This window comes from Pseudomonas lactis, from assembly GCF_001439845.1.
Taxonomy (GTDB): domain Bacteria; phylum Pseudomonadota; class Gammaproteobacteria; order Pseudomonadales; family Pseudomonadaceae; genus Aquipseudomonas; species Aquipseudomonas lactis.
In genome coordinates this window covers 224,531-249,123 of the sequence record NZ_JYLO01000011.1, presented here as the reverse complement: position 1 = coordinate 249,123, position 24,593 = coordinate 224,531, and the positions used below count along the sequence as shown (strand labels likewise).

Below are 24,593 nucleotides of genomic sequence, written 5' to 3'. Positions count from 1 at the left end.
CCACATTTGACCGAGTTGTGTTCAAGAATGTGTGACAATGCCCATCACTTTGAGCCAACACCAGAATCATCATGACCGCCCCCACTACGCCCAAACCACCGCGCAAGAAGCCTAAAACCGCCGCCACGGCCAAACCCGTCGCGCCGCGCAAAGAGGCCACCCTGCACCCACGCAACCGCCACACGGGCCGTTACGACTTCCCGGCGCTGATCAAGACCACGCCTGAACTGGCCAAATTCGTGATCATCAATCCCTACGGCAAAGAGAGCATCGACTTCGCCAGCCCGGATGCGGTGCGGGTGTTCAACCGGGCGTTGCTCAAGTCGTTCTATGGCATCCAGCATTGGGATATCCCGGCGGACTATCTATGCCCGCCGGTACCGGGGCGTGCCGACTATGTGCATTTCCTCGCCGACCTGCTGGCCAGCGTCAACGAGGGCAAGATTCCCCGCGGTTCGATCGTCAAGGTGCTGGACGTCGGTATGGGCGCCAACTGCGTCTACCCACTGATTGGCTATATGGAGTACCGCTGGAACTTCCTGGGCTCGGAGGTCGACCCGACCGCCGTGGCCGCCGCCAAGGCCATCGTGCAGTCCAACGACCTGAGCAAGGTCATCCAGTTGCGCCAGCAACCCAACCCCAAACAAATTCTGCTGGGCCTGCTGGAGCCGGGTGAACGCTTTGACCTTACGATGTGCAACCCGCCCTTCCATGCGTCCATGGACGAAGCCACCAAAGGCAGCGAGCGCAAGTGGCGCGCCTTGGGCAAGGCCGACCCGAAACGCAAATTGCCGGTGCTCAACTTCGGTGGTCAATCGGCCGAACTGTGGTGTGAGGGCGGCGAGGCGCGGTTTGTGACGCAGTTGATCGCCGAAAGCGCGCACTTTGCGCATAAAGTGCTGTGGTTCAGCACCCTGGTGTCCAAAGCCTCCAACCTGCCGGCGATCGAAACGGCGCTGAAAAAAGCCGGCGTGCTGGAAAGCCAGGTGGTGGAGATGTCTCAGGGGCAGAAGCAGAGCCGCTTTGTGGCCTGGACATTCCAGACCAAGAACGAGCAGCAGATCTGGCGCCAGCGCTGGGTTCGATAAGCCCGCCACACAATAAAAACGCAGGCAATAAAAAACCGTGCCCGGATCACTCCGAAGCACGGTTTTTTTTGCTGCGTCTTACTTGTTAACAGCGTCGGTCAGGCCTTTAGCCACAACCAGCTTGATAACTTTCTTGGCAGCGATTTCGATGGCAGCGCCAGTCGAAGGGTTACGGCCAGTACGGGCAGGACGCTCGGTCACTTTCAGTTTGCCAACGCCTGGCAGAGTGATTTCGCCGCCATTTTCCAGCTGATCAGCAACAACTTGGCTCAGTTGGTCCAGCAGAGCACGCACGGTAGTTTTCGGTGCGTCTACTGCTTCAGCCAGGTCAGCGATCAGTTGGTCTTTAGTAATAGCCATTGTGGTGTTCCTTCCCTATCAAATTCATATGGATTGCAGAGTGCAGTGTCAGCCGTCGAGCCCGACCGTCATGGCCTGGCATCCCCGGCTATAACCACGGAGATCGGGGTTATAGATGCTTGAAACGGGGATTGGTTCGACCTGACAAATGCTGAATGCACGCTTAACGCCGAGACTTGGCGTAAGACGGGGCAAAACTAGCACAGAGACGGGGAAATATCCGCCTCAACATACCCATTTGGTCAGCTTTATCGCTCTAAACCGTGAAAAAAAGGCATATGGCCAGTCACAGGGCGTGCAAAATGCCGTTCGGGGCACGTCTTGACCAATGGGTGCGGTACACTGGGCGACTTTTCGGGGAGGCCAACCGCTCCCCCTTCAACCAGCCGAGAAGCCTATGCCGATCCGTCATTGCATCGTCCACCTGATCGACAAAAAACCCGACGGCACACCCGCAGTTCTTCACGCCCGCGACACGGAACTGGCCGAGTCCGCCGCCATCGAGAACATGCTTGCCGACCTCAACGAGAGCTACAACGCCAAACAAGGCAAGGCCTGGGGTTTCTTCCATGCCGAGTCCGGCGCGCACCCGTTCAGCGGCTGGTTGAAGGACTACTTTGACGGTGGCCAGGACTTCACCAGCTTCAGCCGCACGGCGGTAGAGCACCTGCAGAAGCTGATGGAGGAGTCCAACCTCTCCACCGGCGGCCATGTGCTGTTTGCCCATTACCAGCAAGGCATGACCGACTACCTGGCTATCGCCCTGCTGCACCACAGCGAAGGCGTGGCGGTGACCGACGAGCTGGACGTGACGCCCTCGCGCCACCTGGACCTGGGCCAGTTGCACCTGGCGGCGCGTATCAACGTCTCCGAGTGGCAGAACAACAAGCAGTCCAAGCAGTACATCTCCTTCATCAAAGGCAAGAACGGCAAGAAGGTCTCGGAGTACTTCCGCGACTTTATCGGCTGCCAGGAAGGCGTGGATGGCCCGGGCGAAACCCGCACCCTGCTCAAGGCGTTCAGTGACTTCGTCGAAAGCGAAGACTTGCCCGACGAGTCCGCCCGCGAGAAAACCAAGACCCTGGTGGACTACGCCAGCAGCCAGGCCAAGCTCGGCGAACCCATGGGCCTGGAAGAGCTCTCCGGGCTGATTGATGAAGACCGGCCAAAAGCCTTCTACGACCACATCCGCAACAAAGATTACGGCCTGTCGCCGGAGATTCCGGCCGATAAACGCACCCTCAACCAGTTCCGCCGCTTCACCGGGCGTGCCGAGGGCCTGTCCATCAGCTTTGAAGCGCACCTGCTGGGCGACAAGATCGAGTACGACGAAGCCGCCGGCACCTTGATCATCAAGGGCCTGCCGACCCAACTGACCGACCAGCTCAAGCGCCGTAACTGATGCTGGGCGGGGTACTCAAGAAAGTCCTGCTGGTGTTGCTGGTGGTGGTTGCGATCCAGAACTGGGGCAAGGTCGAGCGGCTGTTCAACCCGTCCCAGGTGGTCCCGGAGCAGGTGCGCGCCTCTGCGCGGGTGGTGCTCTATGCCACCGAATGGTGTGGGTACTGCAAGCAGATCCGGCGTTTTCTGGACCAGAAGGGTATCCCGTACCAGGCCGTCGATATCGAGAAGGATGCCCAGGCGCGCAAGGCGTATGAGGCGCTGGGCGGTGGTGGGATTCCGTTTGTGGATGTGAACGGCACGTTGATTCGCGACTACAACCCTGAAGCGATCATGGCCGCATTGAAGTAACACACAATCAAATGTGGGAGCTGGCTTGCCTGCGATGGCGGTGTAACAGGTTCAATACCTGTGACTGACACACCGCTATCGCAGGCAAGCCAGCTCCCACACAAGTCAGCTCTGCACATTGGGCTTGCGGGTGGGCTTAGAAGTTGGCTTCCAGCGACACCATCGCCGTGCGCTCCTCACCCACGTTGTAATACGCCGTGCTCGCCCCCAACCCGTTCACCGGCGCCGAGTTGAACGCCACCGTACGCGCCGAGCTCAAGTACTCCTTGTCGAACACGTTGAGCATCGAAAACCGCAGTGCCGCCGACTTGATGACCTTCTTATCCACCGGCAAATAAATACCCGCGTTCAGGTCAAACACCGTACGGCCTTCGATCTTCTCCTTGTTGGTCAAATCGCCATAGAAACTGCCGACATATTTGCCTGCAATGTTGCCGTAGAACCGCGAATCGTCATACCCGAACACCAGGTTGAACATGTTTTCCGGCACGTTGGCCAATTGCTTGCCCGAGGTTGGTAGCAGCACGTTCTTGCTGAGCAGGTCGTCCTTCTGCTCAGACTGGGTGTAGGTATAGGACGCGTAGTAATTGAAGTTGTGCGGCAACAGGCCGCTCCATTCCAGCTCCAGGCCTTTGTTATCGACAGTGCCGACGTTGAGCACCATGTAGTCACCGCTGGCGTCGGTGGTCGAGACCTGGCGATCCTTGAAGCTGATGTAGAACAGGGTCGCACTCAAGGCCATATCGTCTTCGGTGTAGCGCCAGCCCAATTCCTGGTTCCAGCTCAACTCGGACTTGAGGCTGACGGAGTCGCCCTTGTTGTACAGCACGTAGTTGGGCGGCGTGCGCATATTGCGGGTGACGTTGTAGAACGCCTGGTTGCTTTCATCGACCTGGTACTTGGCGCTGAAGTTGGGCAGGAACTGGTGGTAGCGGGTGTTACGCTTCTCCGGTGTGTCGTACAGGCTGCCGAGGTTGTTGCCGTCACGCTCGACATATTGGTAGGCCACGCCGCCAACAAAACTCAGGTCCGGTGTGGCTTGCCAGTTGTCCTGTACCCAGAGCTTCTGCGCGGGAGTGACGGTGTAGTAGTGACGGCCCTGGACCGTAGCGCCGTTTTTGTCGACCACCTGGCCGCCGCTGTTGTAGTCGCCCCACACATCGTCGGGGGCACCTTCGTTGTTAATGCCGATAAAGGGCTGGGTCTGGCGCTGGCGTGCGCGTTCGTACCAGTAGCCATAGTCCAGGCTGTGTTCTTCGTTGATGTCCCACTTCATTTTCGCCGTGAAGCCAGGGCGCCAGGTTTCGGTCCACGAAGGGCGGTAATAGTTGGCCGATTGCAGGTTACTCAGGTCGTAGTTGCCGGCCTTGTCGGACTTTGGCCCCAGGTTGGAAGCCGTCTGGCCGCTGAAGCTGCCACCGTTGGCCCAGTAGTAATACGGCGTGAGCGTCAGCGACAAATTGTCCTGCAGTTGCCAGCGCTGGGTCAGCGTAGCGTTGACGCTTTCGAACGGGTTGCGGTTGAGCTTGTAGGACGCCGACAGCAAACCAGCCTTGTACACCGGGCTTTGCGCGTAATCCTTACGCCGTCCTTCGGTGTCGAACTGCGCCTTGCTAAGGCTGTTGTAGTTGTAGTTTTCCTGCTTGTTGTACTTGATCGTGGCCAATGTGGAGTTGCCGTTATCCCCTTCGAACAGGCTGCTCCACTCGATCTTGTCGCTGCGCAGAGTGCCCTTGCCGCGCCATTTGTCACCTTCCAGGTGGGATGCCGACACCCAGGTTTTCAGGCCACCCACATCCCCGGTGTTCGCTCGCACGAAGGTCTTGCGCAGGGCGTTGGCACCGACGATCTGTTTGGCGAAAACCCCGGCGTCCTTGGTCGGGCGAATGGTGATCATGCCAATGTTGCCGCCGCTGGAGCCGATGTGCGGGCCGTCGGCCTCGGAGGAACCTTGGGTGGCGAACACTTCGGCCAGGTTTTCCGGGTCGCCCAACTGGTTGGAGTACACACTGTAGTTGCCCGAATCGTTGATCGGCACGCCGTCCACCGAGACGCCGACCTGGTCGGAACTCATGCCCCGCATGGTAAAACTGGTGCCACTGGTGCCGCTGGCGTCATCACTGGAAACGTTGATGCCCGGCGTGTACTTGAGCTTGTCGATGGCGTTGGCGGTGGCCGACATTTCGTCCATGGCTTGCTTGGTCACCGTCGAGCGTGCCTTCGCACTTTCTTCGAGAATCATGTGACCGCTGCCAAGGGTTTGCTTGCCGGCGATGTTCACCGAGCCTACATCCTGGGCATCATTGGCCAAAACCAGCGGCGCAAAGCCGCCCAGGCCCGATGCGAGGAGCAGGGCATAAAGAGTGTTGTGGTTCACGTGTAGATCCCTTACTGACATTGTTGTGTTGTATGGGGCAGATGCGAGCTTCCTGACCACTTGTTCAGGAACCCAGGGATGATCCACGGCACGTGTAACCGTTTGGTGACAGGTTGTGGCGATTGCGATGAAGGTTCGATGAAGGCGCTGCGGGCCTAGCGCAACACAATCATTCGGCCCAACAAGGTGTGCTGTTCAAAGCCCAACACCGCTTGCAAGGCGTTCAAGACCGCTACAGGGTCCTGGCTCGGAAAGCTGCCGCTGACGCGTTTGGCGGCCATATTCTCGTTAAGCAGAAGAATTCGGCCGGGGTAATAACGCCTCAGGTCCTGGACCACATCGGCCAGGGGTGCCCTGTAGTAGTTGAGCCAACCTTCGCGCCAGGCCAGGCGTGAGGCGCTGTCGACCCCATGCAAAGGGTCGGCAATACCGTCGGCATAGGCCACTTGCTGGCCCGCTGTCAGCACCTGTTGCTGGCCCTGTTTGGAGGGCGTCACGCCCACACGGCCGGACAGCACAGTGACCTCGGCGCCGTCAGGTTGCAGGCGCACTTCAAACTGCGTTCCCATTACCCGCGTTTCACCGCCGCTCGCCTCCACCACGAAGGGTTGGCCGGTGTGGGTCACACTGAAAAAACCAGCACCACGGCGCAATTGGATGTGCCGTTCGCCCTGGCTGAAATCTACAGAGATGGCGCTGTCGGCGTCGAGGGTGACCTTGGATTGATCGGCCAGGGTGAAGGTCTTTACCTCACCCGGCGCCGTCACATAATCGGCGCCCCACTCATCGACCCAGCGTGACGGCTGCCAACCGGCGCCCATCGACACCATCAGCAGCAGGCAGGCGGCAACGGCCAAGGCACCAGACCAACGCGCTACCCGGGAGCGTTTGGAGGCGTTGATCGTATTGAGGTAGCGCTGCAAGGCGAGCGCGTCCTCATCGGCCAGTTGGCGCGCCGGTACTTCGCTTAATTCCCAGAGCACCTGGGCTTGGGAGTAGGCCTCGACGTGTGCGGGATCTGCACGTAACCAGCGGCTGAACGTGGCCTGGTCGCCGCTGCTGGGCTGGTCATGCAGCAGGCACAACCAATCGAGTGCGGCCTGTTCCTGGGCGGGCGTGGGCGTGAGGTTCACGGGGCTTTCCCTGGCATGCGTGGAGGCGGTGCTTCGCGAAGGCTGGCCTTGCAGGCTTCGAGGGCGCGCATCATATGTTTTTCCACGGCGCTTTGGGACAGGCCCATGGCCTTGGCGATTTCGGCGTATTTGCGGCCGTGGATGCGGTTAAGCAGGAAAATCTGGCGGGTGCGCTCGGGCAAGCTGCGCAAGGCGGCTTCCACATGGCGCAGATCATTGCCCGCCTCCAACGCTGCCTGGGGTTCGCAGCCTTGGTGGTCAGATTGTTCCGGCAGCCAGCCTTCGCTGCTGCGTGCTCGCGCGCCTTCGCTGCGCAGGTGGTCGATGGCGATGTTGCCGGCGCAGCGCAGCAGGTAGGTGCTCAGCTCTTCAACCTGCACCAGCGGGCGACGCCAAAAGCGCAGGAACAAATCCTGCACCAGGTCGGCTGCCGTGGCGCGGCACCCGACGCGACGGCTGACCAACGCCTCCATTTGCGAGCGCTGGGACAAAAACACCTGCAAAAAATGCGCGCGCCCACCGGCCGCCTCCGCATGCGGATTGTCCTGGGGTTGCGGCGGTGGGTTGATCCTCATGGCCGACTCAAGATAGGGCGAACGCCGCAACAGGGCTGGCCAACAGGCCGAGGCCCGCCAGGATCAAGGCCAGCCTTGGCCGATACGGCAGCAGCAACACCAGCAGCAAGGCGCTGAGCATCAACACCGCGCACCACTCCACCAGGCCCTGGCCCCAACCAGCACCAAGCACGGCCGGCCAGATCGACACGGCCAGCAGCAACCAGCCGCCCACCCGCAGCGCCAGGCGCCGCGTGGGCGTGGGTTTGCAGTGCAGCAATTCGTCGTGGTGACGGTCGGTAGACAAACACAGCGCGGTAAACCCGGCGTAGCACATCAATAGCGCGAGGAGCATCAGTGGGCCTGCTGCTTGAGTGTCAACCCGCGGGCACGCTCAGCCTTGGGTTGCGGCGCGGTGCGGTGGTGCATCTTCCACGCCGCCCAGGCCAGGAACATGCCGCTGGCCAGGCAGGTGAGGTCGAAGCCGGCCATGGCCCAGTCGCCGTTTGGCACGGAGACGCCCAAGTGGTGCGCGGTGGTGATGGCGTTAAGCAATGGAATGGCGGCAAACAACAGCGCGCCGAAGCTCAGTTGCTCGACCCAACCCTGGCGACCGCGCCGCAGCAAGGCGTGCAACAGGCTCAGGCCCCAGGCGATAAAGAACGCCTGCACTTCCCAGTCGGAACGCGCAGCGAAGCTTACCGGCAACAGGCGGTTGGCCCAGAAAAACGCCGCGATGGCGATCATCAATCCGGACATGCTGGCGATATTCAACACCTCCACCAGGCGCAGTTCAAACGGCATGACCGAGGCTTTGGCATGTTTGAGCTGGCGCTTGCCCAGCCAGATCACCAAGCCCGTACCGATCATCGCCGTGCCCGCCAGGCCGCAAATAAAGTACAGCCAGCGCAGCACTGGGCCGGCGAAATGGCCCATGTGCAAACCGTAGAAACTGCCACCGATGGCCGTCGCCAATGACGGTTCGGCACTGCCTCGCAACAGCTCGCCGGTGGTGCCGTTGAACGACAGGGTACTGCCGGAGGCATGCACTACGCTGTCGGAGCCGGCGCGGAACACATTGACCGAGGCGTTGGCATCGCCGGGGTTGTTGACCGCCACCCGCCCTACATGACCACCCGCCCACTGCTCCCGCGCCTGCTGGTACAGCGGCAATAACGGCAGCAACTGCCCTGGCTGGCCAAGGGCCGGCGCATTGTTGGTGTTGGGAAACAGCTCATTGAAAAACGCCCGGCTGTCGTCGCCATAGGACGCCACGATGGGCGCGGGCATGACCATGCTCATGAAAATCACCAGGCTGCTGTAGGTGATCATCAGGTGAAACGGCAGCACCAGCACACCCACCGCGTTGTGACCGTCCAGCCAGGAGCGCTGGCCTTTGCGGGGGCGGAAGGTGAAGAAGTCCTTGAAGATTTTCTTGTGGGTGATGATGCCGGTGATCAGCGCGACGAACATCACCATGGCGGCGATGGTCGACAGCCAGCGGCCCCACGGGTAAGGCATTTGCAGCTGGAAGTGGAAACGATAGAAGAACTCGCCGCCCTTGCTTTCGCGGGCCTGCACCGCTTGGCCGGTGACGGGGTCGAGGACTTTCTGGATGAAGGTGCCGCGCTTGCCGGGCTCGAGCTTGTCTTGCCACATCACCGATAGGCCGGGGTCGCGGCGGGTCGGCAAGGTAATGAACCAGCGCGCGGCGGTGGGTGCCTGCTGTTGCAGGTAGCTTTGCGCGACGGCGAGGCTGCGCCCATCGTCCAGGGGATGGGCCTGCACTTCGGGCTGCATCCAATGGGTAATTTCGTCTTTGAAATAGGCCAGGGTGCCGGTCAGGAAAATCGCGAACAGCAGCCAACCGAAGATCAAGCCTGCCCAGGTGTGCAACCAGGCCATGGCCTGGCGAAAGCCCTCTTTCATGCTCGTGCCATCCAGAAACCAATGCCGGCCAGGGTGGCAAACAGCGCACTCGGCACCATCACCCCTGCCCAGGCGCGCCATGCCGTGCGGCAGGCAAAACACCAGAGCACCGCCAGCAGGTAGAACACAAAGGAACTCATCATGCCGGTAACCACCGCATCGGCACGGGTAGTGGGCAGCCACAGCGCCAGGCAAATGGCGGCCAGGGAGGCCATCAGGTAACCACCAATCACCGCCGCCAGCACGCGCGAGGTGACGGCAAGGCGGTAGGAAACGGGCAATGAGGTTTTGCTTTTCATGCGGCAGGCGCCTGGTTCATCAGCGCGCAATATTAATGATAAATATTCTCATAAGCAAAAGAGAACGGATGAATCACCTGCCCTGCCCGATTGCCGAACCCGGTCACGGGCCCTACAATGCGAACAATTCTTGTTCTCTAAAGCATGTCGAATGCTTGCGGAGTGATCGCGTTGCAGCCGTCCAATCCCGTCGAAGTGTTGTACAACGACCATCACCACTGGCTTACCGGCTGGTTGCGGCGCAAGCTCGGCTGCCCGGACAACGCGGCCGACCTGGCGCAGGACACCTTCATCCGCGTGCTCAGTGCCCGGGAAGCGCCAACGCTGATCGAGCCGCGCGCCTTCCTCACCACCGTGGCCAAGCGTGTGCTGTTCAACTTCTACCGCCGCCAGGACCTGGAGCGCGCCTACCTTGAGGCCTTGGCGCAGATGCCTGAACACGTGGCGCCGTCGGAAGAAGACCGTGCAATCATCCTGCAGACCTTGCTGGAACTGGACCAACTGCTCGACGGCTTGCCCAAGCAAGTCAAACGCGCCTTCCTGTTGGCCCAACTCGACGGCCTGACCTACGCGCAAATCGGCGCGCAACTGGGCATCTCCATCGCCACCGTCAAACGCCACCTGACCAAAGCGGCCATGCGCTGCTACTTCGCCCTATGAACGTCTCCAGCCAAGTCGCCGAACAAGCCGTGCACTGGTTGCTGGAAATGCAGCAAGGCGCGCTTACCCCGCGCCAGCAGGCGGCCTGGCAGCAATGGTTGAATGCTCACATCGAACATCAACGCGCGTGGGAGCAGATCCAGCGCGTCAACCAACGCCTGCGCGGCGTGCCCTCGCCCCTGGCTCACGCCGCGTTGAATGCCCCCACCTCCAGCAACCGGCGCCAGGCGCTTAAGTTGCTGCTGATTCTGGGTGCCGGTTCAGCCGCTGCCTGGAGCCTGCGCCAGCAACATATCCTGCCGCCGCTGACGGCTGACTATCGCAGCCCGGTGGGCCAACGCCGCACGGTGCAACTGGCCGACGGCAGCCAGTTGCAGCTCAACACCGGCAGCGCTGTGGATGTGCATTTCGACGGCCAGCAGCGCCTGGTGCGCCTGCTTGAAGGTGAAATCCTGCTCACTGCCCGTGCAGGCCAGGCGCCGTTGCACGTGCTGACCGGCCAGGGCCTGCTCAGCAGCCAGGCGGCGCGCTTGACTGTGCGCCAGTTCAACGACCACACCCAACTGGCGGTGCTGGCCGGCCAGGTCGAGGTGATGCCCAACCGCTACAACGGCTTGGCGCTGAGCGTTGATGCCGCGCACCAAGTCAATTTCACCCGCAAAGGCTGGGACACCCCGCGCGCCACCGACGCCAACAGCGGCGCCTGGGCCGACGGCATGCTGGTGGCCGCACATATGCGCCTGGAAGACTTCTTGAGTGAACTGGGGCGCTATCGTCGCGGCCAGCTCCATTGCGATCCACAAGTGGCCAACCTGCTGCTGTCCGGCAGCTACCCGCTGGACGACAGCGAACGCATCCTCGACCTGCTGGAAATCAGCCTGCCGGTGAAAGTGCGGCGCTTTACGCGTTATTGGGTGACCGTGCAGGCCCGGGCGTGATGCAAGCGCTTTTTGTAGGAGCGAGCTTGCTCGCGAAAAACCTCAACCCACCGCGTTAAACCAGACAACCCGCATTATCGTTGACGACTTTCGCGAGCAAGCTCGCTCCTACAGTGGGAAGCGCATTCAAAAATATTTATACGCAATTGTGAGCCGTTTTCCGCACCTGGCGTGACAGAGAAGGAAAGCCCCCCCTTGATCCTTCCTTCTCAGGACCGCCCTTCATGCCCCAGCAACCGACGCTTCTCGCCCGTACCCTGCGCCAACTCCTGCTCGGTGCCAGCCTCAGCCTGACCGCACTGCCGGCGGTGATGGCAGCCGACGCCAAGGCGTACCACATCGCGCCGACCACCCTGGAAGCGGCCCTGAATCAATTCGGTCGCGAAGCCGGCGTGCTGGTGTCCTTCGGTTCGGCAGTGACGGCCGGTATGCAAAGCCCAGGGCTGTCGGGCAATTACAGCGCTGCCGAGGGCTTGCAAAAACTACTGGAAGGCACCGGCCTGCAAGCCCGCGCTGAGGGTGATAACGCCTACAGCCTGCAACCAGCGGGCGCCCCCGCTACCCTGGAGTTGCAGACCTCCAACGTGGTCGGCGACTGGCTCGGTGACGCGGCGCAAACCAACGTGTTCGAACACCCCGGCGCCCGAGATGTGATCCGCCGTGAAGAATTCGAACGCCAGGGCGCCACCCAGGCCCGCGATGTGCTTAACCGCATCCCTGGCGTCAACGCCCCGGACAACAACGGCACCGGTAGCCACGACATGGCGCTGAACTTCGGTATTCGCGGGCTCAACCCGCGCCTGGCGTCGCGCTCCACCGTGCTGATGGATGGCATCCCGGTGCCCTTCGCGCCTTACGGCCAGCCGCAACTCTCCTTCGCGCCGATCAGCATGGGCAATATGGACGCGGTGGATGTGGTACGCGGCGGCGGTGCGGTGCGCTACGGCCCGCAAAACGTCGGTGGCATCGTCAACTTCGTCACCCGTGCCATCCCGGATGCGCCGACGGTCAAGGGCGGTTTGCAGACCGAGACCAGCCCCTCCTCCAGCCACGACGGCTTCAAGACCACCGGCAACCTGCTGGCGGGCGGCACCGCCGACAATGGCCTGGGCGGCGCGCTCTTGTACTCCGGCACCCGCGGCGGCGATTGGCGCGAAAACAGCAACACGCGCATCGACGACCTGATCCTCAAGGGCAAATACCAACTGGACGACGCCAACAGCTTCAACGCCATGGCGCAGTACTACGAAGGCCAGGCCGACATGCCGGGCGGTTTGAACGTCAAGGACTACAAGGCCGACCCGTATCAGTCCACTCGGCCCTACGACAAGTTCTGGGGCCGCCGCACGATGTTCAACGTCGGCTACCGCTACGAGCAGGACCGCCGCGAATTCACGATCAACAGTTTCTTCACAAAGACCCTGCGCAGCGGTTACCTGGACCAGGGCAGTTTCCTGTCGCTGTCGCCACGGGAATATTGGGTACGCGGCCTGGAAACGCGCTTCGCCCAGGGCTTCGACCTCGGCCCCACCAGCCACGAAGTGGGTGTGGGCTACCGCTACATCAATGAAGCCGGCCACGAACTGCGCTACCGCACACCGATTGCCGCCAACCAGCAAATCCCCACCACCAACAGCCGCAACGACCGCGACACGCGCGGCGGCACCGAAGCCAATGCGTTCTTCATCGACGACCGCATCGACATCGGCAAGTGGACCATCACCCCAGGCATTCGCTACGAGATGATCAAGTCCCAGCAGACCAACAACCTGAGCAACGTCAAATACAAGGGTGACTACAACACCGCGCTGCCCGCGCTGAACGTGCTCTACCACCTCACCGACGACTGGAACCTGTACGCCAACACCGAAGGCTCGTTCGGCAGCGTGCAATACAGCCAGATGCCCAACCGCGTGAACAGCGGCGAAGTGAAACCGGAAAAAGCCCGCACCTGGGAACTCGGCACGCGCTATGACAACGGCAACCTGCGTGCGGAAATCGGTGCCTTCCTGATCAACTTCGACAACCAGTACGACAGCAACCAGACCAACGACACCGTGATCGCCCGCGGTGAAACCCGCCACCAGGGCATCGAGTCGAGCATCAACTACGCCCTCGACGGCCTGAGCCCGGCGCTGGCAGGGTTTGACGTGTACGCCACCTACGCCTATGTGGATGCGACCATCCGCGAAGACGGCCCGAACAAAGGCAACCGCGTGCCTTTCTCCTCCAAGCACAAAGGTACCCTCGGCGTGGGTTACACCGAAGGCCCATGGAAGCTGAATGTGGACAGCAGCTACCAGAGCAGCCAGTTCGCCGACAACGCCAACACCCAAGCCGAAAGCGCCGACGGCGCCAATGGCCGTATTCCCGGCTACATGCTGTTCAGCAGCCGCGCAGCCTATGACTTCGGACCGCAGTTGTCGGACTTGAATGTGGCGGTGGGGGTGAAAAACATCTTCAACAAGCAGTACTACACCCGCTCGTTTGATGACAACAACAAGGGCAAGTACGTGGGTGAGCCGCGCACGGTGTATGTGCAAACCTCTATCGCGTTCTGACCGCATTTTGTAGGAGCGAGCTTGCTCGCGAAAAACTCACAGGCGCCGCGTTCATTCAGCAAACACGCGTTATCGTTGACGTTTTTCGCGAGCAAGCTCGCTCCTACAGATGATTTTCAGTGTGTTCAGGATCTAACTGCCCGCCAGGCAACTGGGGGTGGCGGCCACCAACGCGTCAATGGCACACCGCGTCTTGGCCGGCATATGCGCCGCCGTCGGCCAGATCACATGGATCGGTGCAGGTTGCTCACGATAGCTGGGCAGCACGGCCTGCAACTGCCCGCGCAGTGCGTAATGGGCAATCAACCAACTCGGCAACCAGGCCAGGCCCACGCCCGCGATGGCGGCATCGGCTACGGCCTGGAGGTCGTCCAGGATCAGGGGAGAGACCAGGCGCGAGCGCTGCGCGGTGTTGCTGCGGTAGGCGATACCACGATGAGCGGCCAGGTCTTCGATACTTTCAATGGCGCCCTTGCGCTGCAAATACGCCGGTGACGCCGCCAGCCCCATGACCTGCTGCCCCAGGCGCCTTGCACTCAGGCGGTCGGTGTCGGGCAACGGGCCGATGCGCACAGCGATATCGAAGCCTTCCTGCACCAAGTCGATCATGCGGTCGGAAAAACAAAGGTCGATTTCCAGTTCCGGATAGCTGTCCATCAGGGCCCACAACGCTGGCGCGGCATAGTGATGACCAAACGCCAGGGGTACGCTCACTCGCAAACGCCCGCGGGGTTGCTGACGGCCGCTTTCCAGCACCGACTCGGCCGCCTCCAACTCTGCCAATGCGCGCAGGCAATGCTCGTAGTACGCCTGCCCGTCCTCGGTCAACCGCTGGCGCCGGGTGGAACGCTGTAACAGGCACGTGCCCAAGCGTGCCTCCAGGCGCGCCAGGCCCTTGCCTACCGCCGAGCGGGTGAGGTTCAGGCGTTCGGCGGCTTCGGTGAGGTTGCCGCTTTCGACAATCTGCAGAAAGAGTTCAACACCATCAAAACGAGGATTAGCCATGCTTAATTGTCGCCCTTTGTTCCCTTATCGATGGAAAAGTTGTCGCCAATAAAGAACCTTGTTCCCGAGAGAATAGCCCCTCCCGCTCTCGAAAGGAATGTCGTATGCCCCGCGCCGCCGCACTCTCAGCCCTCACGCCCCCGCGTACCGCCAGGAACGGCCTGGCCCTCACAGCCGTCTGCCTGGTGGCCCTGATGTTCGGCCTGGAAATCTCCAGCGTGCCGGTCATCCTGCCCACGCTCGAACAACAACTGGGCACGGGCTTTCAAGACGCCCAATGGATCATGAATGCCTACACCCTGGCCTGTACCAGCGTACTCATGGCGGCGGGCACCTTGGCGGATCGCTTTGGTCGTCGGCGCGTATTGGTGGTGTGCCTATGGCTGTTCGGGCTAGCTTCATTGGCCTGTGGGCTGGCCGACAGCGCCGCCACGCTGATCATGGCGCGGTTTGTTCAAGGTATCGGCGCCGGAGCAATGATGATTTGCCAGTTCGCGATCTTGTCCCACCAATTCCGCGAACCCGCGACGCGTGCGCGGGCCTTCGCGATATGGGGCGTGATCGCTGGCGTGGGCCTGGGTTTCGGGCCGATGGTGGGGGCCTTGATCCTGGCCGTGGCGGACTGGCGCTGGGTGTTCCTGGTGCACGTACCGCTGACCCTGTTCACCTTGGCGTTGTTGCACATCAGCGTGCAGGAATCCCGCGACCCGGCCAGCCATCGCCTCGACATCGCCGGCATGCTGACCATGACACTCACGGTGTTTGCGCTGGTCTATTTCATCACCCAGGGCAGCGAAATCGGCTTTGGCACCCCGGCGATGCTCGGCTGGGCTGGCCTGTCGGTCTTCGGGCTGCTGCTGTTCATCTTGGTTGAGCGGCGCAGTGCCCACCCAATGTTCGACTTCTCGGTGTTGCGCATCCAGCGTTTCAATGGCGCGTTGATGGGCTCGATCGGCATGAACTTCAGCTTCTGGCCGTTCATGATCTACCTGCCGTTGTACTTCCAAGCGGGCCTGGGTTACGACACCGTGACCACCGGCGCCGCCTTGCTCGCGTACACCTTGCCCACTTTGCTGGTGCCGCCGCTGGCCGAACGCCTGGCCCTGCGTTTTGGCGCCGAACGCATCATTCCCCTGGGCCTGGGGACAATGGGCGCAGGGTTCATGGGGATGGCCGCCGTTAATTACGCCCAACAACCCAGCACGGCGCTGGTGCTGCTCAGTTGCGTGATCGCCGGTATCGGGCTGGCGCTGACCAATTCGCCGACCACCAACACCACCACCGGCTCAGTCTCGGCTGACCGCGCGGGCATGGCCTCGGGCATCGACTTCAGCGCACGGCTGATCACCCTCGCGCTCAATATCGCGCTGATGGGCCTTGTGCTGTTGTTAGGGATCAGCCATTACCTGGCCCAGGTTCTGCCTGCCAGCACGGCGCTGGAGTGGGCAAGCCTCAGCCAGCATATTGCCGCCGGCAAATTGGATGCGCCGGGGCTGACCATTCAGGATGCGCAAACAGCGCTGCGCAGCGGCGCCGGCTGGGCCATGCTGTTTGCGGGGTTGGGCGCCTGCGGGCTGGCGATGCTGAGCCGGTATTTCTTCCGGCGCGAGCGCTGAACGAAAAACGGGCCTGCATGTGCAGGCCCGTTTTCAGTGGGGGAATGAAAAAACAATCAGCCGTTAATGGCAGCGTTCTCGTTTTCCAGGAATTCCTCTTCCAACGCGTCTTCATTCACTTTGTTGATTGGCTGGTTTTTACCGGCAGCGCGCGGCTTGCCTTGCAGTTTGCCAAACAGATGTTCCAGTGCGTGGTCGAGCTTGACTGCGGCGCCATCGATCGCCTGTTCCAGGGTATCGGCTTTATGGCACACGGAAACTGGTTGATGGCCCTTTGGCCGTGCTTCCAGACGGCAACTCAGGTCGTGGGGACCGGGCTTGTCACCGTTCTCGTCCCGCAGGTAGACCTCCACACGGGTCAGGTCTTCTTCGTAGCGTTCGAGCGTGCTCTCAATGGTAGTACGTACCCACTCCTCCAGTCGGATGCTGCTTTCAATATGGTTATCGCTATTGACTTGGATTTGCATAGTTCTTCCCTTATTTCAGCTAGCTCGCCAGAGGTCACAAACTGCAACACCGGGGTGGTGAAACCATGACCTCTTGATTACACAATTGAGCACCTGCTGAAACAATTCAAGTCCTTTGCAAAGATAAATCCCACATTACAAATTAACCCTGACGACGAGCAAAAACGCTGTTAGGGTGGGGAGTTAGTTACATCTTCTTACGCCCTGCGAAACTCACAATTGCCCCTCTCCCAACGGGTGCAATCCGCGAAAAATCCCTGCTTCCTCCACCAGCCAGTCATGCACCGCACGCACGCCCGGATGGTTCAACGCGCCCGGCGCATACAGCAGCACGTAGCGTTTATGGTTGGGCACCGCCAGGCCGAACGGCACGATCAAGGTGCCGCGCTCCAGTTCATCGTTCAGCAAGGTGCGCCGGGCAATCGCCACGCCCATGCCGGCGATGGCGGCTTCGATGGTCAGGTGGTTGCGGTTGAAGGTGTGCCCGCGCCGTACGTCGGCACCGTGATAGCCGATGGCATTGAGGTAAAACTCCCACTCGGCATATTCATAACTCCCACGCCAGGCGGTGATGTCGTGCAGCAGCGGGAAATGCGCCAGGTCCGCCGGGCCATGCAAAGGCGGGCGGCCACGCAACAGGCTGGGGGCGCACACCGGGAATATCTGTTCATCCAACAGGGCTGTGGATAACAACCCTGGGTAGCTGCCGTCGTTGAGGTCGATGGCCAAGTCGAAGTCGCCTTCATGCAGGGCGATGCTGCTGTCTTCGGCGACCATGCGCAGTTGAATATCCGGAAAACGCTGCTGAAAGCGCGGTAGACGCGGGGTCAGCCACTTGCCAAGAAACGAGGGGATCGAACGCAGGCGCAAGGTGCCGCTGATCATCCCGGCGTCCAGGCGCTGCAATTCGGCATCAATGCTGCCGTAGGCCTCACCCACCACGGCCGCCAGGCGCTGCCCCTCGGCGCTGAGTTCTACCCCCCGCGCGCGCCGATGAAACAGCCGAAAGCCCAGGCGCTCCTCCAACTGGCGAATTTGCTGGCTCACCGCTCCCGGCGTGATGTGCAGTTCTTCGGCGCAGCGGGTGAACGACAGATGCCGTGCGGCGCAGGAAAACACATGCAACCAGACATAGGTCTGGCCGTGGAGGGGGCGAGTCATAGCGTTTAGTCCTGCTAAAGGGTGTCTTAGGATAATTCGTTGGTCAGTGCCGAGCCATAGGCTCAGTATCGCGCCAATTCCGCCTGCTCTACAAAACATGGCAGCGATTTCTACTCCATTGCTTGTAAGGCTTTAGCATGGCTATCAGTGTTTTCGATCTATTCAAGGTGGGCATCGGCCCCTCCAGCTCCCACACCGTCGGCCCGATGCGCGCTGCCGCGACGTTCGCCCAAGCCCTGACCGACCAGCATATGCTCAACCAAACCCGTCGCGTCGAAGTACGCCTGTATGGCTCGCTGTCCGCTACCGGCGTCGGCCATGCCACCGACCGCGCCTGTGTCATGGGCCTGATGGGCGAATGGCCAGACCGCGTCGACCCCACCTCGATCAATGCGCGTATCCAGCAATTGCGCGAGTCCGGCCAATTGATGTTGGCAGGCTCCCAGGCAATCGCTTTCAACTGGCACTCCGATCTGTTGCTGCTGGACGAAAGCCTGCCCTATCACCCCAACGCCATGTCCCTGCATGCCTATGGCGACGGCGGGCTGCTGAGCGAACAAACCTATTACTCGGTGGGCGGTGGTTTCATCATCGAAGCCGCCGAAGCCGCATCGGGCGTTGCGCCGTCCAGCGATGTGCAATTGCCCTATGACTTTTCCAGCGCCGTGGAACTGCTGGCCTTGTGCAACAAGCACGGCCTGCGGGTATCCGAGCTGATGATGGCCAATGAACGGGCGTGGCGCAGCGACGAAGAGATCCGCAGCGGCCTGCTGCATATCTGGTCGGTGATGCGCGAATGCGTGGAACAGGGCCTGCGCGATGAAGGCATCCTGCCCGGTGGCCTTGATGTACCCCGTCGCGCCGCGAAATTGCACCGCAGCCTGTTGGAAATCGGCAAACCCAACGTGATTACCTCGACCTTGTCGGCGATGGAATGGGTCAACCTGTTCGCCCTCGCCGTCAACGAAGAAAACGCCGCCGGCGGGCGCATGGTCACCGCGCCGACCAATGGCGCGGCCGGTATCATCCCCGCCGTGCTGCACTACTACATGAAGTTCAACGCCGACGCGTCTGACGACGATGTGGTCAATTTCTTCCTCGCCGCCGCCGCCGTTGGCATCCTCTGCAAGAAAAACGCCTCCATTTCCGGCGCCGAAGTCGGCTGCCAGGGCGAAGTGGGTTCGGCCTGCGCCATGGCTGCTGCCGGCCTGGCCGATATCCTCGGTGCCACCCCGGAGCAATTGGAAAACGCCGCCGAAATCGGCCTGGAACACAACCTCGGCCTGACCTGCGACCCGGTCGGTGGCCTGGTGCAGGTGCCGTGCATCGAGCGCAATGCCATTGCGGCGGTCAAGGCGATCAACGCCACGCAGATGGCCCTGCGCGGCGACGGCAAACACTTCATCTCCCTCGACCGGGTCATCCGCACCATGCGCGATACCGGCGCCGATATGCATGACAAATACAAAGAAACTTCACGGGGCGGCCTGGCGGTCAGCTGGGTGGAGTGCTGATCGGAGCACTGCTACCCGCCCCAACGTGAGCCCGCGCAAAAATAATAACGAGGCAATACCGATGACTGATGTACGTACACCTGCTGCCGAAAATCCCGATGTCAGAGAAAGCACAGTAACCACCGGCTGGACCAAACACGACACCACCTGGATGCTCGGCCTCTACGGCACCGCCATCGGCGCGGGCACCCTGTTCCTGCCGATCAACGCCGGTGTCGGCGGTTTCTGGCCGCTGATCGTGCTGGCGCTGCTGGCGTTTCCGATGACCTTCTTCGCCCACCGTGGGTTGACGCGCTTCGTGCTGTCGGGCAAATCCGGCGACATCACCGAAGTGGTCGAGGAACACTTTGGTGTCGGCGCCGGCAAGCTGATCACCCTGCTGTACTTCTTTGCGATCTTCCCGATTCTGCTGGTGTACAGCGTGGCGCTGACCAACACCCTGGGCAGTTTCATGGAGCACCAATTGCACATGGCGCCGCCGCCCCGGGCGATTCTGTCGCTGGTGCTGATCCTCGGCCTGATGGCCATCGTGCGTTGCGGCCAGGGCGTGATCGTCAAGGCCATGAGCGTGCTGGTGTACCCCTTCGTGGCCGCCTTGCTGCTGCTGGCATTCAGCCTGATTCCCAACTGGAATGGCGCGTTCTTCGCCTCCGCCAGCGAAGGCATGCCGTTGCCGCTGTTCTTCAAGACATTGTGGCTGGCCATCCCGGTGATGGTGTTCTCGTTCAACCATTCGCCGATCATCTCCGCCTTTGCCGTGGACCAGAAGCGCGTCTACGGCGCCCAGGCCGAGCGCAAAAGCAGCGGCATCCTGGCCACCGCCCACGGCATGATGGTGCTGACGGTGATGTTCTTCTGCTTCAGCTGCGTGCTGGCGCTGTCACCGGCTGACCTGGCCGCGGCCAAGGCGCAGAACATCTCGATCCTGTCGTACCTGGCCAACCACTTCCAGACGCCGGTGATTGCGTACGCCGCGCCGTTGATCGCGCTGGTGGCGATCACCAAATCCTTCCTGGGCCATTACATTGGTGCCAGCGAAGGCTTCCAGGGCCTGATCGTCAAATCCCTGCGCGGGCGCAACCGTTCGATGTCGGCGAAATGGCTGGAACGCTGCACCGCGTTGTTCATGGTGCTGACCTGCTGGGCCGTGGCCACCTTCAACCCGAGCATCCTGGGCATGATCGAAACCATGGGCGGGCCGATCATCGCGTGCCTGCTGTTCCTGATGCCAATGTACGCGATCCGCCGAGTGCCATCTTTGCGCCAGTATTCAGGCCAGGCATCGAATGTGTTTGTGGTGGTCATCGGGCTGATTGCGCTGTCTGCGATCGTTTTTTCCGTGATGCCCTGAATTAGCTCACTGATCTCCAAAAGCAGCACAAAAAATGTGGGAGCGGGCTTGCTCGCGAATGCGGTCCTTCAGCCAAGTATTTGTTGGCTGATACACCGTATTCGCGAGCAAGCCCGCTCCCACATTTGGATTTCTGTGCCGGGTAAATCGCTGTACGGCACGGCCCTTGCTGTAGAACTTTCGAGGAAAACGGAATTTGGCCAGTGGTCAGGCAATGCGAACTAATCCCGACACCGGCCGTCAATGACTGCATGTTCTTATCAGGCGGTAACGCACCATGGACAATCCTTTTCAGATCATCACCGACACGTTCAGCCCCCAATACCGCGTCAACCTGAGCATCCAACGGCTGGACGGCAGCATCATGCTCACCCTCTCGAACGAGACCGGCGTAGTGGCCAAGCGCATGATCAGCGCCGAACAGCGCAACGACCCGCAACGCCTCAAGCGCCTGGTGCAAAGCATCCAGTTCGGCATCGCCATCGAACAGGGCCACAGCGCCGTGCAAATCCTGGAGCTGATGACGGACGGCGACAGCCACAAACTCCTGCAGCGCCCGCCCGCCCGTACCCTGCCCTTCAGCGTGGGGCTTTAAAGCTCGCCCTTCTCTGTCTCCAGGCTCGCCTCGCCCTTGCGACGCGGGCTTTCGACCTTCACCGAAGGGAAGGCCGACGACGCGTAGCGCACTACCAGGATCGCGAATGCCAACAGCAAAATGCCGCCGCACAGGTAGATGATGCCCACGTCCGGCGGGTTGTGGTGCGACACGTTGGAGATCAGCAAACGCGTGAGCGCAGTGATCGCCACGTAGATCAGGAAGCGCACCGGCATGTGGTTGGTCTTGAAGTAAATCCCGACCATGGCACCCAATTCCAGGTAGATGAACAGCAGCAAGATGTCATCGATCTTGATGTGCCCGTTCTCCAGCATCCCCAGGAATTCCATCACCGCCGCCCAGGCGGTCACCGCACCAATGGCGAACAGCGCCAGGTAATGGAACGACTCGACAAACAGATTACCCAGCGACTCGGCCAGCCCATGTACTTGCTGACGCAGCCTTTCGGCCCAGTTGATTTTCACGATGATGCTTCCTTAGGTCGGCTCGACCGGATAATGCGGGGTGGACGTGACGGTTGTTCTGCATGCAGAAAAAAGGCCAGGGCTGGAGAATAAGATGGTGGCCGTATGATACGAGGCACTTAATTCCCCCCGATCGTTCCCACGCTCCGCGTGGGAACGCCGCCTGGGACGCTCCGCGTCCCTCAGACCTGCTCGTGGGTGACGCGGAGCGTCACGGGATGCATTCCCCCGCAGAGCGTGGGAACGATCGAGAACCTCAGCGTGCTGTGCGAAATTTCCGGTTCAGCCTCCCATTTCCCAACTACATTAAAAACCTACTATCCAAACCCCGACGTTTGGCTTATCCTTTTAGCTGTATATAAATACAGTAGTCGCAAAAGACAACTATCGTGAAGGCATGTGAGGTGGTGAATGGCCGTCGAAGTGGTATACCGCAGCAGCCGAGATCTGGAGCGTTTGTTCATGGATAAAGCCGAAGCTGACCGTCATGACAAGATGCTTGAACTCGCTGAGTTGCTGGCAGAGGTGTTGCAAAAAGCCGTGCCGTCGTTGAGCGAGCAGCAGGTGGAAGAAGCCGGGATCTACATGGCGAAGAACCGCGATGTGTTTGCCAAGGCGTTCAAGAGCCAACCGGACGCATTGTCCGAGTTGCTGAACCCGGCGGCGGAGTAAAGCCCGAATTGAACAGGCCCTGAATCATGGATTCAGGGCCTTTTTAATGCCTGGCCTATTTGTACAGCAGGCGTTCGGCCAGCTCATCGGCCACCCGTGCGGGGGAGCGTTTTTCGGCTTGGGCGTGGGCGAAGATTTCGGTCAGGCGGCTGCCGATGTTCGACAGGTGCGCGGTGATGCCGGGCAGGTCGGTGCCGGCGTGTTTGAGGGCGACGTAGATCAGCCCGCCAGAGTTGATCACATAGTCCGGTGCGTAGAGGATGCCGCGGCCTTCCAATTGGTCGGCGATGTCCAGGTTGGTCAGTTGTGCGCTGGCCGAACCCGCCACGGCGGCGCAACGCAACTGGCCGACACTGTTACGGTTGAATACGGCGCCGACGCCGCACGGTGCGAGGATGTCGCAGGGCGTGCTGAGCAAGGCGTCGTTGGCAATCGGGTGGGCGCCCAGTTGCTCCATGGCCAGTTGCACCTTGCCGTGGTCGATGTCGCTGACCAGCAGTTCGGCACCGGCGGCATGCAGTTGTTCGGCCAGGGCGTAACCGACATTGCCCAGGCCCTGGACCGCGACGCGCAGGCCCTCGAGGTTGTCGCTGCCCAGACGCGCCATGGCGGTGGTGCGGATACCGGCAAATACGCCCATGGCGGCATGGGGCGCAGGGTCGCCGGCGGCGGTGGTGCTGGTGACAAAGCGGGTGTTCTGGGCGATGCAGTCCATGTCGGCGACCGAGGTGCCGCTGTCGATCGAGGTGATGAAGCGGCCGTCGAGTTTTTCCACACAACGGCCAAACGCCTCGAACAGCGCCGCACGGCTTTCCACGTGTACGGGGCGGATGATCACCGCCGTGCCGCCGCCCACCGGCAGCCCGGCCAGTGCGGCTTTGTAGCTCATGCCTTGCGCCAGGCGCGCGGCATCGGCCACGGCGGTTTCATCATTAGGGTAGGCCAGGTAACGACAGCCACCCAACGCTGGGCCCAGGCGACTGTTGTGGATGGCGATGATCGCCTTCAAGCCGGTCACCGGATCAACGCTCAGGTGCAGCGATTCAAGGCGGGTGCTGTGCATGAGCGCAAACATCAATGAGCTCCCGAATCACTTCTGGTAGTGGGCCAAGTATAGGCTTGCGGCAGAAAACTGCTGGATTGCGCTGGAATAAGCCGCGCGTTTTCGTGGGATCTACGACATAAGCGCGTGGGATATCTCTCAAGATGCTGGACGAAAATTCGCAGCAAGGCTAAAACGGGGGCATACGCCGGAGAACTCGATGAACCCCCGCACAGCTTTTTTCGCCTGCCTGGACCGTTCACCCCCCGCGCTGTTCGAAGCCGCGCTGTGGATTGCTGCCGAGCATGACACCAGCGTGCAACCTGCGTTGATCCTGCAGGACCTTGGTGCACTGCAACAACAGGTCAGCCTGGGCATGCCCCTGCTACCGGCGGATGAACTCGGCCAGCCGCTGCTGCGACGCATGAATGACCTGGGGTTTGCCCAGGATGACCATACGCCGTTGCGCCCCGCCGCCGCGCTGTTGGACAAGGTGCTGCAACGCAAACGCGGGCAACCCTTGGCCATGGGCCTGATCGCGTTGGAGATGGCACGGCGCCTGGATATCCCCATGGTCGGCGTGAACTTCCCCGGGCACTTCCTGCTGCGGGTACCGGGTGCCGATCACCTGCTGGACCCTTGCGGCGGCCGGCGCCTGTACCCTAATGACTGTCGCGAGTTGCTGGCGCGCCAATACGGGGAGAAGCTGAAATTGCAGGCCGACCACCTGCTGACCGCCGAGCCACGGGCGATCCTGCAACGGCTGTCGCGCAACCTGCGCCAACTCTACCTTGCCAACGACGAACCGTTGGCGGCCCTGGTGGACGCCGAGCGCGTACTGGAACTGGGCAACGCCAGCGCCTCCGACTACCTGGCGCGCGCCAGCCTGTATCAACGCCTGGACTGCCCGAGCGCCGAACGCTTTGACCTGGAACACGCGTTGATGCTCAGCGACGACCCGATCCAGCGTCTGCGCCTGACCGAGCGGCTGGGGCACCTGCCGCCCAACTCAGTAATGCACTGACCCAACTCCC

General features: G+C 61.2%; 24 protein-coding genes. 12 read left to right on the top strand and 12 right to left on the bottom strand.

Features of this window, described 5'->3' with window-relative positions; genetic code table 11:
* Positions 1-71: 71 nt before the first annotated feature.
* Positions 72-1,088 (top strand): 23S rRNA (adenine(1618)-N(6))-methyltransferase RlmF, encoded by a 1,017-nt coding sequence (gene rlmF / locus TX24_RS20690; RefSeq protein WP_057710989.1) that lies wholly within the window; start codon positions 72-74, stop codon positions 1,086-1,088.
* Positions 1,089-1,166: 78 nt separating this feature from the next.
* Here the strand turns inward: rlmF and TX24_RS20685 are convergent, their stop codons facing one another.
* The gene (locus TX24_RS20685; protein WP_003188840.1) at positions 1,167-1,448 is read right to left on the bottom strand and encodes an HU family DNA-binding protein; all 282 of its coding nucleotides are present in this window, start codon (positions 1,446-1,448) and stop codon (positions 1,167-1,169) included.
* A 397-nt stretch (positions 1,449-1,845) separates the two neighbouring features.
* On the opposite strand from TX24_RS20685, the gene yejK reads away from it, so the two are divergent.
* Positions 1,846-2,850, top strand: a complete 1,005-nt coding sequence (gene yejK / locus TX24_RS20680) for a nucleoid-associated protein YejK (protein WP_003188837.1) — start codon at positions 1,846-1,848, stop codon at positions 2,848-2,850.
* On the top strand, positions 2,850-3,200 hold the full coding sequence (locus TX24_RS20675; protein ID WP_003188836.1) for a glutaredoxin family protein: 351 nt from the start codon (positions 2,850-2,852) through the stop codon (positions 3,198-3,200). Before yejK ends, TX24_RS20675 begins: the two co-directional genes overlap by 1 nt.
* A 136-nt stretch (positions 3,201-3,336) precedes the next feature.
* Here TX24_RS20675 and TX24_RS20670 read toward each other — a convergent pair whose 3' ends face one another.
* The 6 genes from TX24_RS20670 to TX24_RS20645 all read right to left on the bottom strand — a co-directional run bounded on the left by TX24_RS20670 (position 3,337) and on the right by TX24_RS20645 (position 9,492).
* Entirely contained in the window at positions 3,337-5,577 is a 2,241-nt protein-coding gene (locus TX24_RS20670; RefSeq protein WP_003188833.1) for a TonB-dependent receptor, read from the bottom strand.
* A 155-nt stretch (positions 5,578-5,732) separates the two neighbouring features.
* Entirely contained in the window at positions 5,733-6,710 is a 978-nt protein-coding gene (locus TX24_RS20665; RefSeq protein ID WP_032903315.1) for a FecR family protein, read from the bottom strand.
* On the bottom strand, positions 6,707-7,285 hold the full coding sequence (locus TX24_RS20660) for an RNA polymerase sigma factor (RefSeq protein ID WP_057710988.1): 579 nt from the start codon (positions 7,283-7,285) through the stop codon (positions 6,707-6,709). Before TX24_RS20660 ends, TX24_RS20665 begins: the two co-directional genes overlap by 4 nt.
* Before the next feature lie 7 nt (positions 7,286-7,292).
* Complete coding sequence (locus tag TX24_RS20655; RefSeq protein WP_034134810.1) at positions 7,293-7,619, bottom strand: DUF3325 domain-containing protein; 327 nt, start codon at positions 7,617-7,619, stop codon at positions 7,293-7,295.
* Complete coding sequence (locus tag TX24_RS20650) at positions 7,619-9,193, bottom strand: PepSY-associated TM helix domain-containing protein (RefSeq protein WP_057710987.1); 1,575 nt, start codon at positions 9,191-9,193, stop codon at positions 7,619-7,621. The genes TX24_RS20655 and TX24_RS20650 overlap by 1 nt, the downstream gene beginning before the upstream one ends.
* A complete protein-coding gene (locus tag TX24_RS20645) occupies positions 9,190-9,492 on the bottom strand; it encodes a DUF3649 domain-containing protein (RefSeq protein WP_057710986.1) in 303 nt (100 codons plus the stop codon). Before TX24_RS20645 ends, TX24_RS20650 begins: the two co-directional genes overlap by 4 nt.
* Positions 9,493-9,663: 171 nt before the next feature.
* On the opposite strand from TX24_RS20645, the gene TX24_RS20640 reads away from it, so the two are divergent.
* From TX24_RS20640 to fecA, 3 genes are all read left to right on the top strand, one after another.
* Positions 9,664-10,152: a sigma-70 family RNA polymerase sigma factor gene (locus TX24_RS20640; RefSeq protein ID WP_003188822.1), complete on the top strand. Its 489-nt coding sequence runs from the start codon at positions 9,664-9,666 to the stop codon at positions 10,150-10,152.
* Positions 10,149-11,090 carry a FecR domain-containing protein gene (locus tag TX24_RS20635; RefSeq protein ID WP_057710985.1) on the top strand — a complete coding sequence of 314 codons (942 nt, stop codon included), beginning with the start codon at positions 10,149-10,151 and terminating at the stop codon, positions 11,088-11,090. Before TX24_RS20640 ends, TX24_RS20635 begins: the two co-directional genes overlap by 4 nt.
* Positions 11,091-11,314: 224 nt before the next feature.
* Positions 11,315-13,651, top strand: coding sequence for a TonB-dependent Fe(3+) dicitrate receptor FecA (gene fecA, locus TX24_RS20630; protein ID WP_003188819.1), 2,337 nt, complete (start codon positions 11,315-11,317; stop codon positions 13,649-13,651).
* A gap of 132 nt (positions 13,652-13,783) precedes the next feature.
* Here fecA and TX24_RS20625 read toward each other — a convergent pair whose 3' ends face one another.
* Positions 13,784-14,656 carry a LysR family transcriptional regulator gene (locus tag TX24_RS20625; protein ID WP_057710984.1) on the bottom strand — a complete coding sequence of 291 codons (873 nt, stop codon included), beginning with the start codon at positions 14,654-14,656 and terminating at the stop codon, positions 13,784-13,786.
* 104 nt (positions 14,657-14,760) lie between these two features.
* Here TX24_RS20625 and TX24_RS20620 point away from each other — a divergent pair, with 104 nt between their 5' ends.
* Complete coding sequence (locus TX24_RS20620) at positions 14,761-16,272, top strand: MFS transporter (protein ID WP_057710983.1); 1,512 nt, start codon at positions 14,761-14,763, stop codon at positions 16,270-16,272.
* Between the two features lie 56 nt (positions 16,273-16,328).
* Here TX24_RS20620 and TX24_RS20615 read toward each other — a convergent pair whose 3' ends face one another.
* Both TX24_RS20615 and TX24_RS20610 read right to left on the bottom strand, forming a co-directional pair.
* The gene (locus TX24_RS20615) at positions 16,329-16,739 is read right to left on the bottom strand and encodes an HPF/RaiA family ribosome-associated protein (RefSeq protein ID WP_003188815.1); all 411 of its coding nucleotides are present in this window, start codon (positions 16,737-16,739) and stop codon (positions 16,329-16,331) included.
* Between the two features lie 213 nt (positions 16,740-16,952).
* On the bottom strand, positions 16,953-17,900 hold the full coding sequence (locus TX24_RS20610; RefSeq protein ID WP_032893426.1) for a LysR substrate-binding domain-containing protein: 948 nt from the start codon (positions 17,898-17,900) through the stop codon (positions 16,953-16,955).
* A 137-nt stretch (positions 17,901-18,037) separates the two neighbouring features.
* Between TX24_RS20610 and TX24_RS20605 the strand changes: the two genes are divergently transcribed.
* The 3 genes from TX24_RS20605 to TX24_RS20595 all read left to right on the top strand — a co-directional run bounded on the left by TX24_RS20605 (position 18,038) and on the right by TX24_RS20595 (position 21,360).
* Positions 18,038-19,414, top strand: coding sequence for an L-serine ammonia-lyase (locus TX24_RS20605; protein ID WP_057710982.1), 1,377 nt, complete (start codon positions 18,038-18,040; stop codon positions 19,412-19,414).
* A 61-nt stretch (positions 19,415-19,475) separates the two neighbouring features.
* A complete protein-coding gene (locus TX24_RS20600) occupies positions 19,476-20,765 on the top strand; it encodes a serine/threonine transporter (RefSeq protein ID WP_003188811.1) in 1,290 nt (429 codons plus the stop codon).
* Positions 20,766-21,042: 277 nt separating this feature from the next.
* Positions 21,043-21,360: a DUF3509 domain-containing protein gene (locus tag TX24_RS20595; RefSeq protein ID WP_032893434.1), complete on the top strand. Its 318-nt coding sequence runs from the start codon at positions 21,043-21,045 to the stop codon at positions 21,358-21,360.
* Here the strand turns inward: TX24_RS20595 and TX24_RS20590 are convergent.
* On the bottom strand, positions 21,357-21,845 hold the full coding sequence (locus TX24_RS20590; protein ID WP_003188808.1) for a phosphate-starvation-inducible protein PsiE: 489 nt from the start codon (positions 21,843-21,845) through the stop codon (positions 21,357-21,359). The two genes, TX24_RS20595 and TX24_RS20590, sit on opposite strands and share 4 nt — an antisense overlap.
* Before the next feature lie 411 nt (positions 21,846-22,256).
* Here TX24_RS20590 and TX24_RS20585 point away from each other — a divergent pair, with 411 nt between their 5' ends.
* A complete protein-coding gene (locus tag TX24_RS20585) occupies positions 22,257-22,517 on the top strand; it encodes a YebG family protein (protein WP_003188807.1) in 261 nt (86 codons plus the stop codon).
* 55 nt (positions 22,518-22,572) lie between these two features.
* On the opposite strand, the gene TX24_RS20580 is transcribed toward TX24_RS20585, so the two are convergent.
* Entirely contained in the window at positions 22,573-23,592 is a 1,020-nt protein-coding gene (locus TX24_RS20580) for a Glu/Leu/Phe/Val dehydrogenase family protein (RefSeq protein WP_034128675.1), read from the bottom strand.
* Positions 23,593-23,779: 187 nt separating this feature from the next.
* Between TX24_RS20580 and TX24_RS20575 the strand changes: the two genes are divergently transcribed.
* A complete protein-coding gene (locus TX24_RS20575; protein ID WP_003188805.1) occupies positions 23,780-24,583 on the top strand; it encodes a SirB1 family protein in 804 nt (267 codons plus the stop codon).
* The last annotated feature ends 10 nt before the right edge of the window (positions 24,584-24,593 follow it).

Bases quoted from the DNA above. Each gene is read 5' to 3' on its own strand.
- rlmF (WP_057710989.1), top strand. From the start codon at position 72: ATGACCGCCCCCACTACGCCCAAACCACCGCGCAAGAAGCCTAAAACC.
- TX24_RS20685 (WP_003188840.1), bottom strand. From the start codon at position 1,448: ATGGCTATTACTAAAGACCAACTGATCGCTGACCTGGCTGAAGCAGTA.
- yejK (WP_003188837.1), top strand. From the start codon at position 1,846: ATGCCGATCCGTCATTGCATCGTCCACCTGATCGACAAAAAACCCGAC.
- TX24_RS20675 (WP_003188836.1), top strand. From the start codon at position 2,850: ATGCTGGGCGGGGTACTCAAGAAAGTCCTGCTGGTGTTGCTGGTGGTG.
- TX24_RS20660 (WP_057710988.1), bottom strand. From the start codon at position 7,285: ATGAGGATCAACCCACCGCCGCAACCCCAGGACAATCCGCATGCGGAG.
- TX24_RS20655 (WP_034134810.1), bottom strand. From the start codon at position 7,619: ATGCTCCTCGCGCTATTGATGTGCTACGCCGGGTTTACCGCGCTGTGT.
- TX24_RS20650 (WP_057710987.1), bottom strand. From the start codon at position 9,193: ATGAAAGAGGGCTTTCGCCAGGCCATGGCCTGGTTGCACACCTGGGCA.
- TX24_RS20645 (WP_057710986.1), bottom strand. From the start codon at position 9,492: ATGAAAAGCAAAACCTCATTGCCCGTTTCCTACCGCCTTGCCGTCACC.
- TX24_RS20635 (WP_057710985.1), top strand. From the start codon at position 10,149: ATGAACGTCTCCAGCCAAGTCGCCGAACAAGCCGTGCACTGGTTGCTG.
- fecA (WP_003188819.1), top strand. From the start codon at position 11,315: ATGCCCCAGCAACCGACGCTTCTCGCCCGTACCCTGCGCCAACTCCTG.
- TX24_RS20625 (WP_057710984.1), bottom strand. From the start codon at position 14,656: ATGGCTAATCCTCGTTTTGATGGTGTTGAACTCTTTCTGCAGATTGTC.
- TX24_RS20620 (WP_057710983.1), top strand. From the start codon at position 14,761: ATGCCCCGCGCCGCCGCACTCTCAGCCCTCACGCCCCCGCGTACCGCC.
- TX24_RS20615 (WP_003188815.1), bottom strand. From the start codon at position 16,739: ATGCAAATCCAAGTCAATAGCGATAACCATATTGAAAGCAGCATCCGA.
- TX24_RS20610 (WP_032893426.1), bottom strand. From the start codon at position 17,900: ATGACTCGCCCCCTCCACGGCCAGACCTATGTCTGGTTGCATGTGTTT.
- TX24_RS20605 (WP_057710982.1), top strand. From the start codon at position 18,038: ATGGCTATCAGTGTTTTCGATCTATTCAAGGTGGGCATCGGCCCCTCC.
- TX24_RS20600 (WP_003188811.1), top strand. From the start codon at position 19,476: ATGACTGATGTACGTACACCTGCTGCCGAAAATCCCGATGTCAGAGAA.
- TX24_RS20595 (WP_032893434.1), top strand. From the start codon at position 21,043: ATGGACAATCCTTTTCAGATCATCACCGACACGTTCAGCCCCCAATAC.
- TX24_RS20585 (WP_003188807.1), top strand. From the start codon at position 22,257: ATGGCCGTCGAAGTGGTATACCGCAGCAGCCGAGATCTGGAGCGTTTG.
- TX24_RS20580 (WP_034128675.1), bottom strand. From the start codon at position 23,592: ATGTTTGCGCTCATGCACAGCACCCGCCTTGAATCGCTGCACCTGAGC.
- TX24_RS20575 (WP_003188805.1), top strand. From the start codon at position 23,780: ATGAACCCCCGCACAGCTTTTTTCGCCTGCCTGGACCGTTCACCCCCC.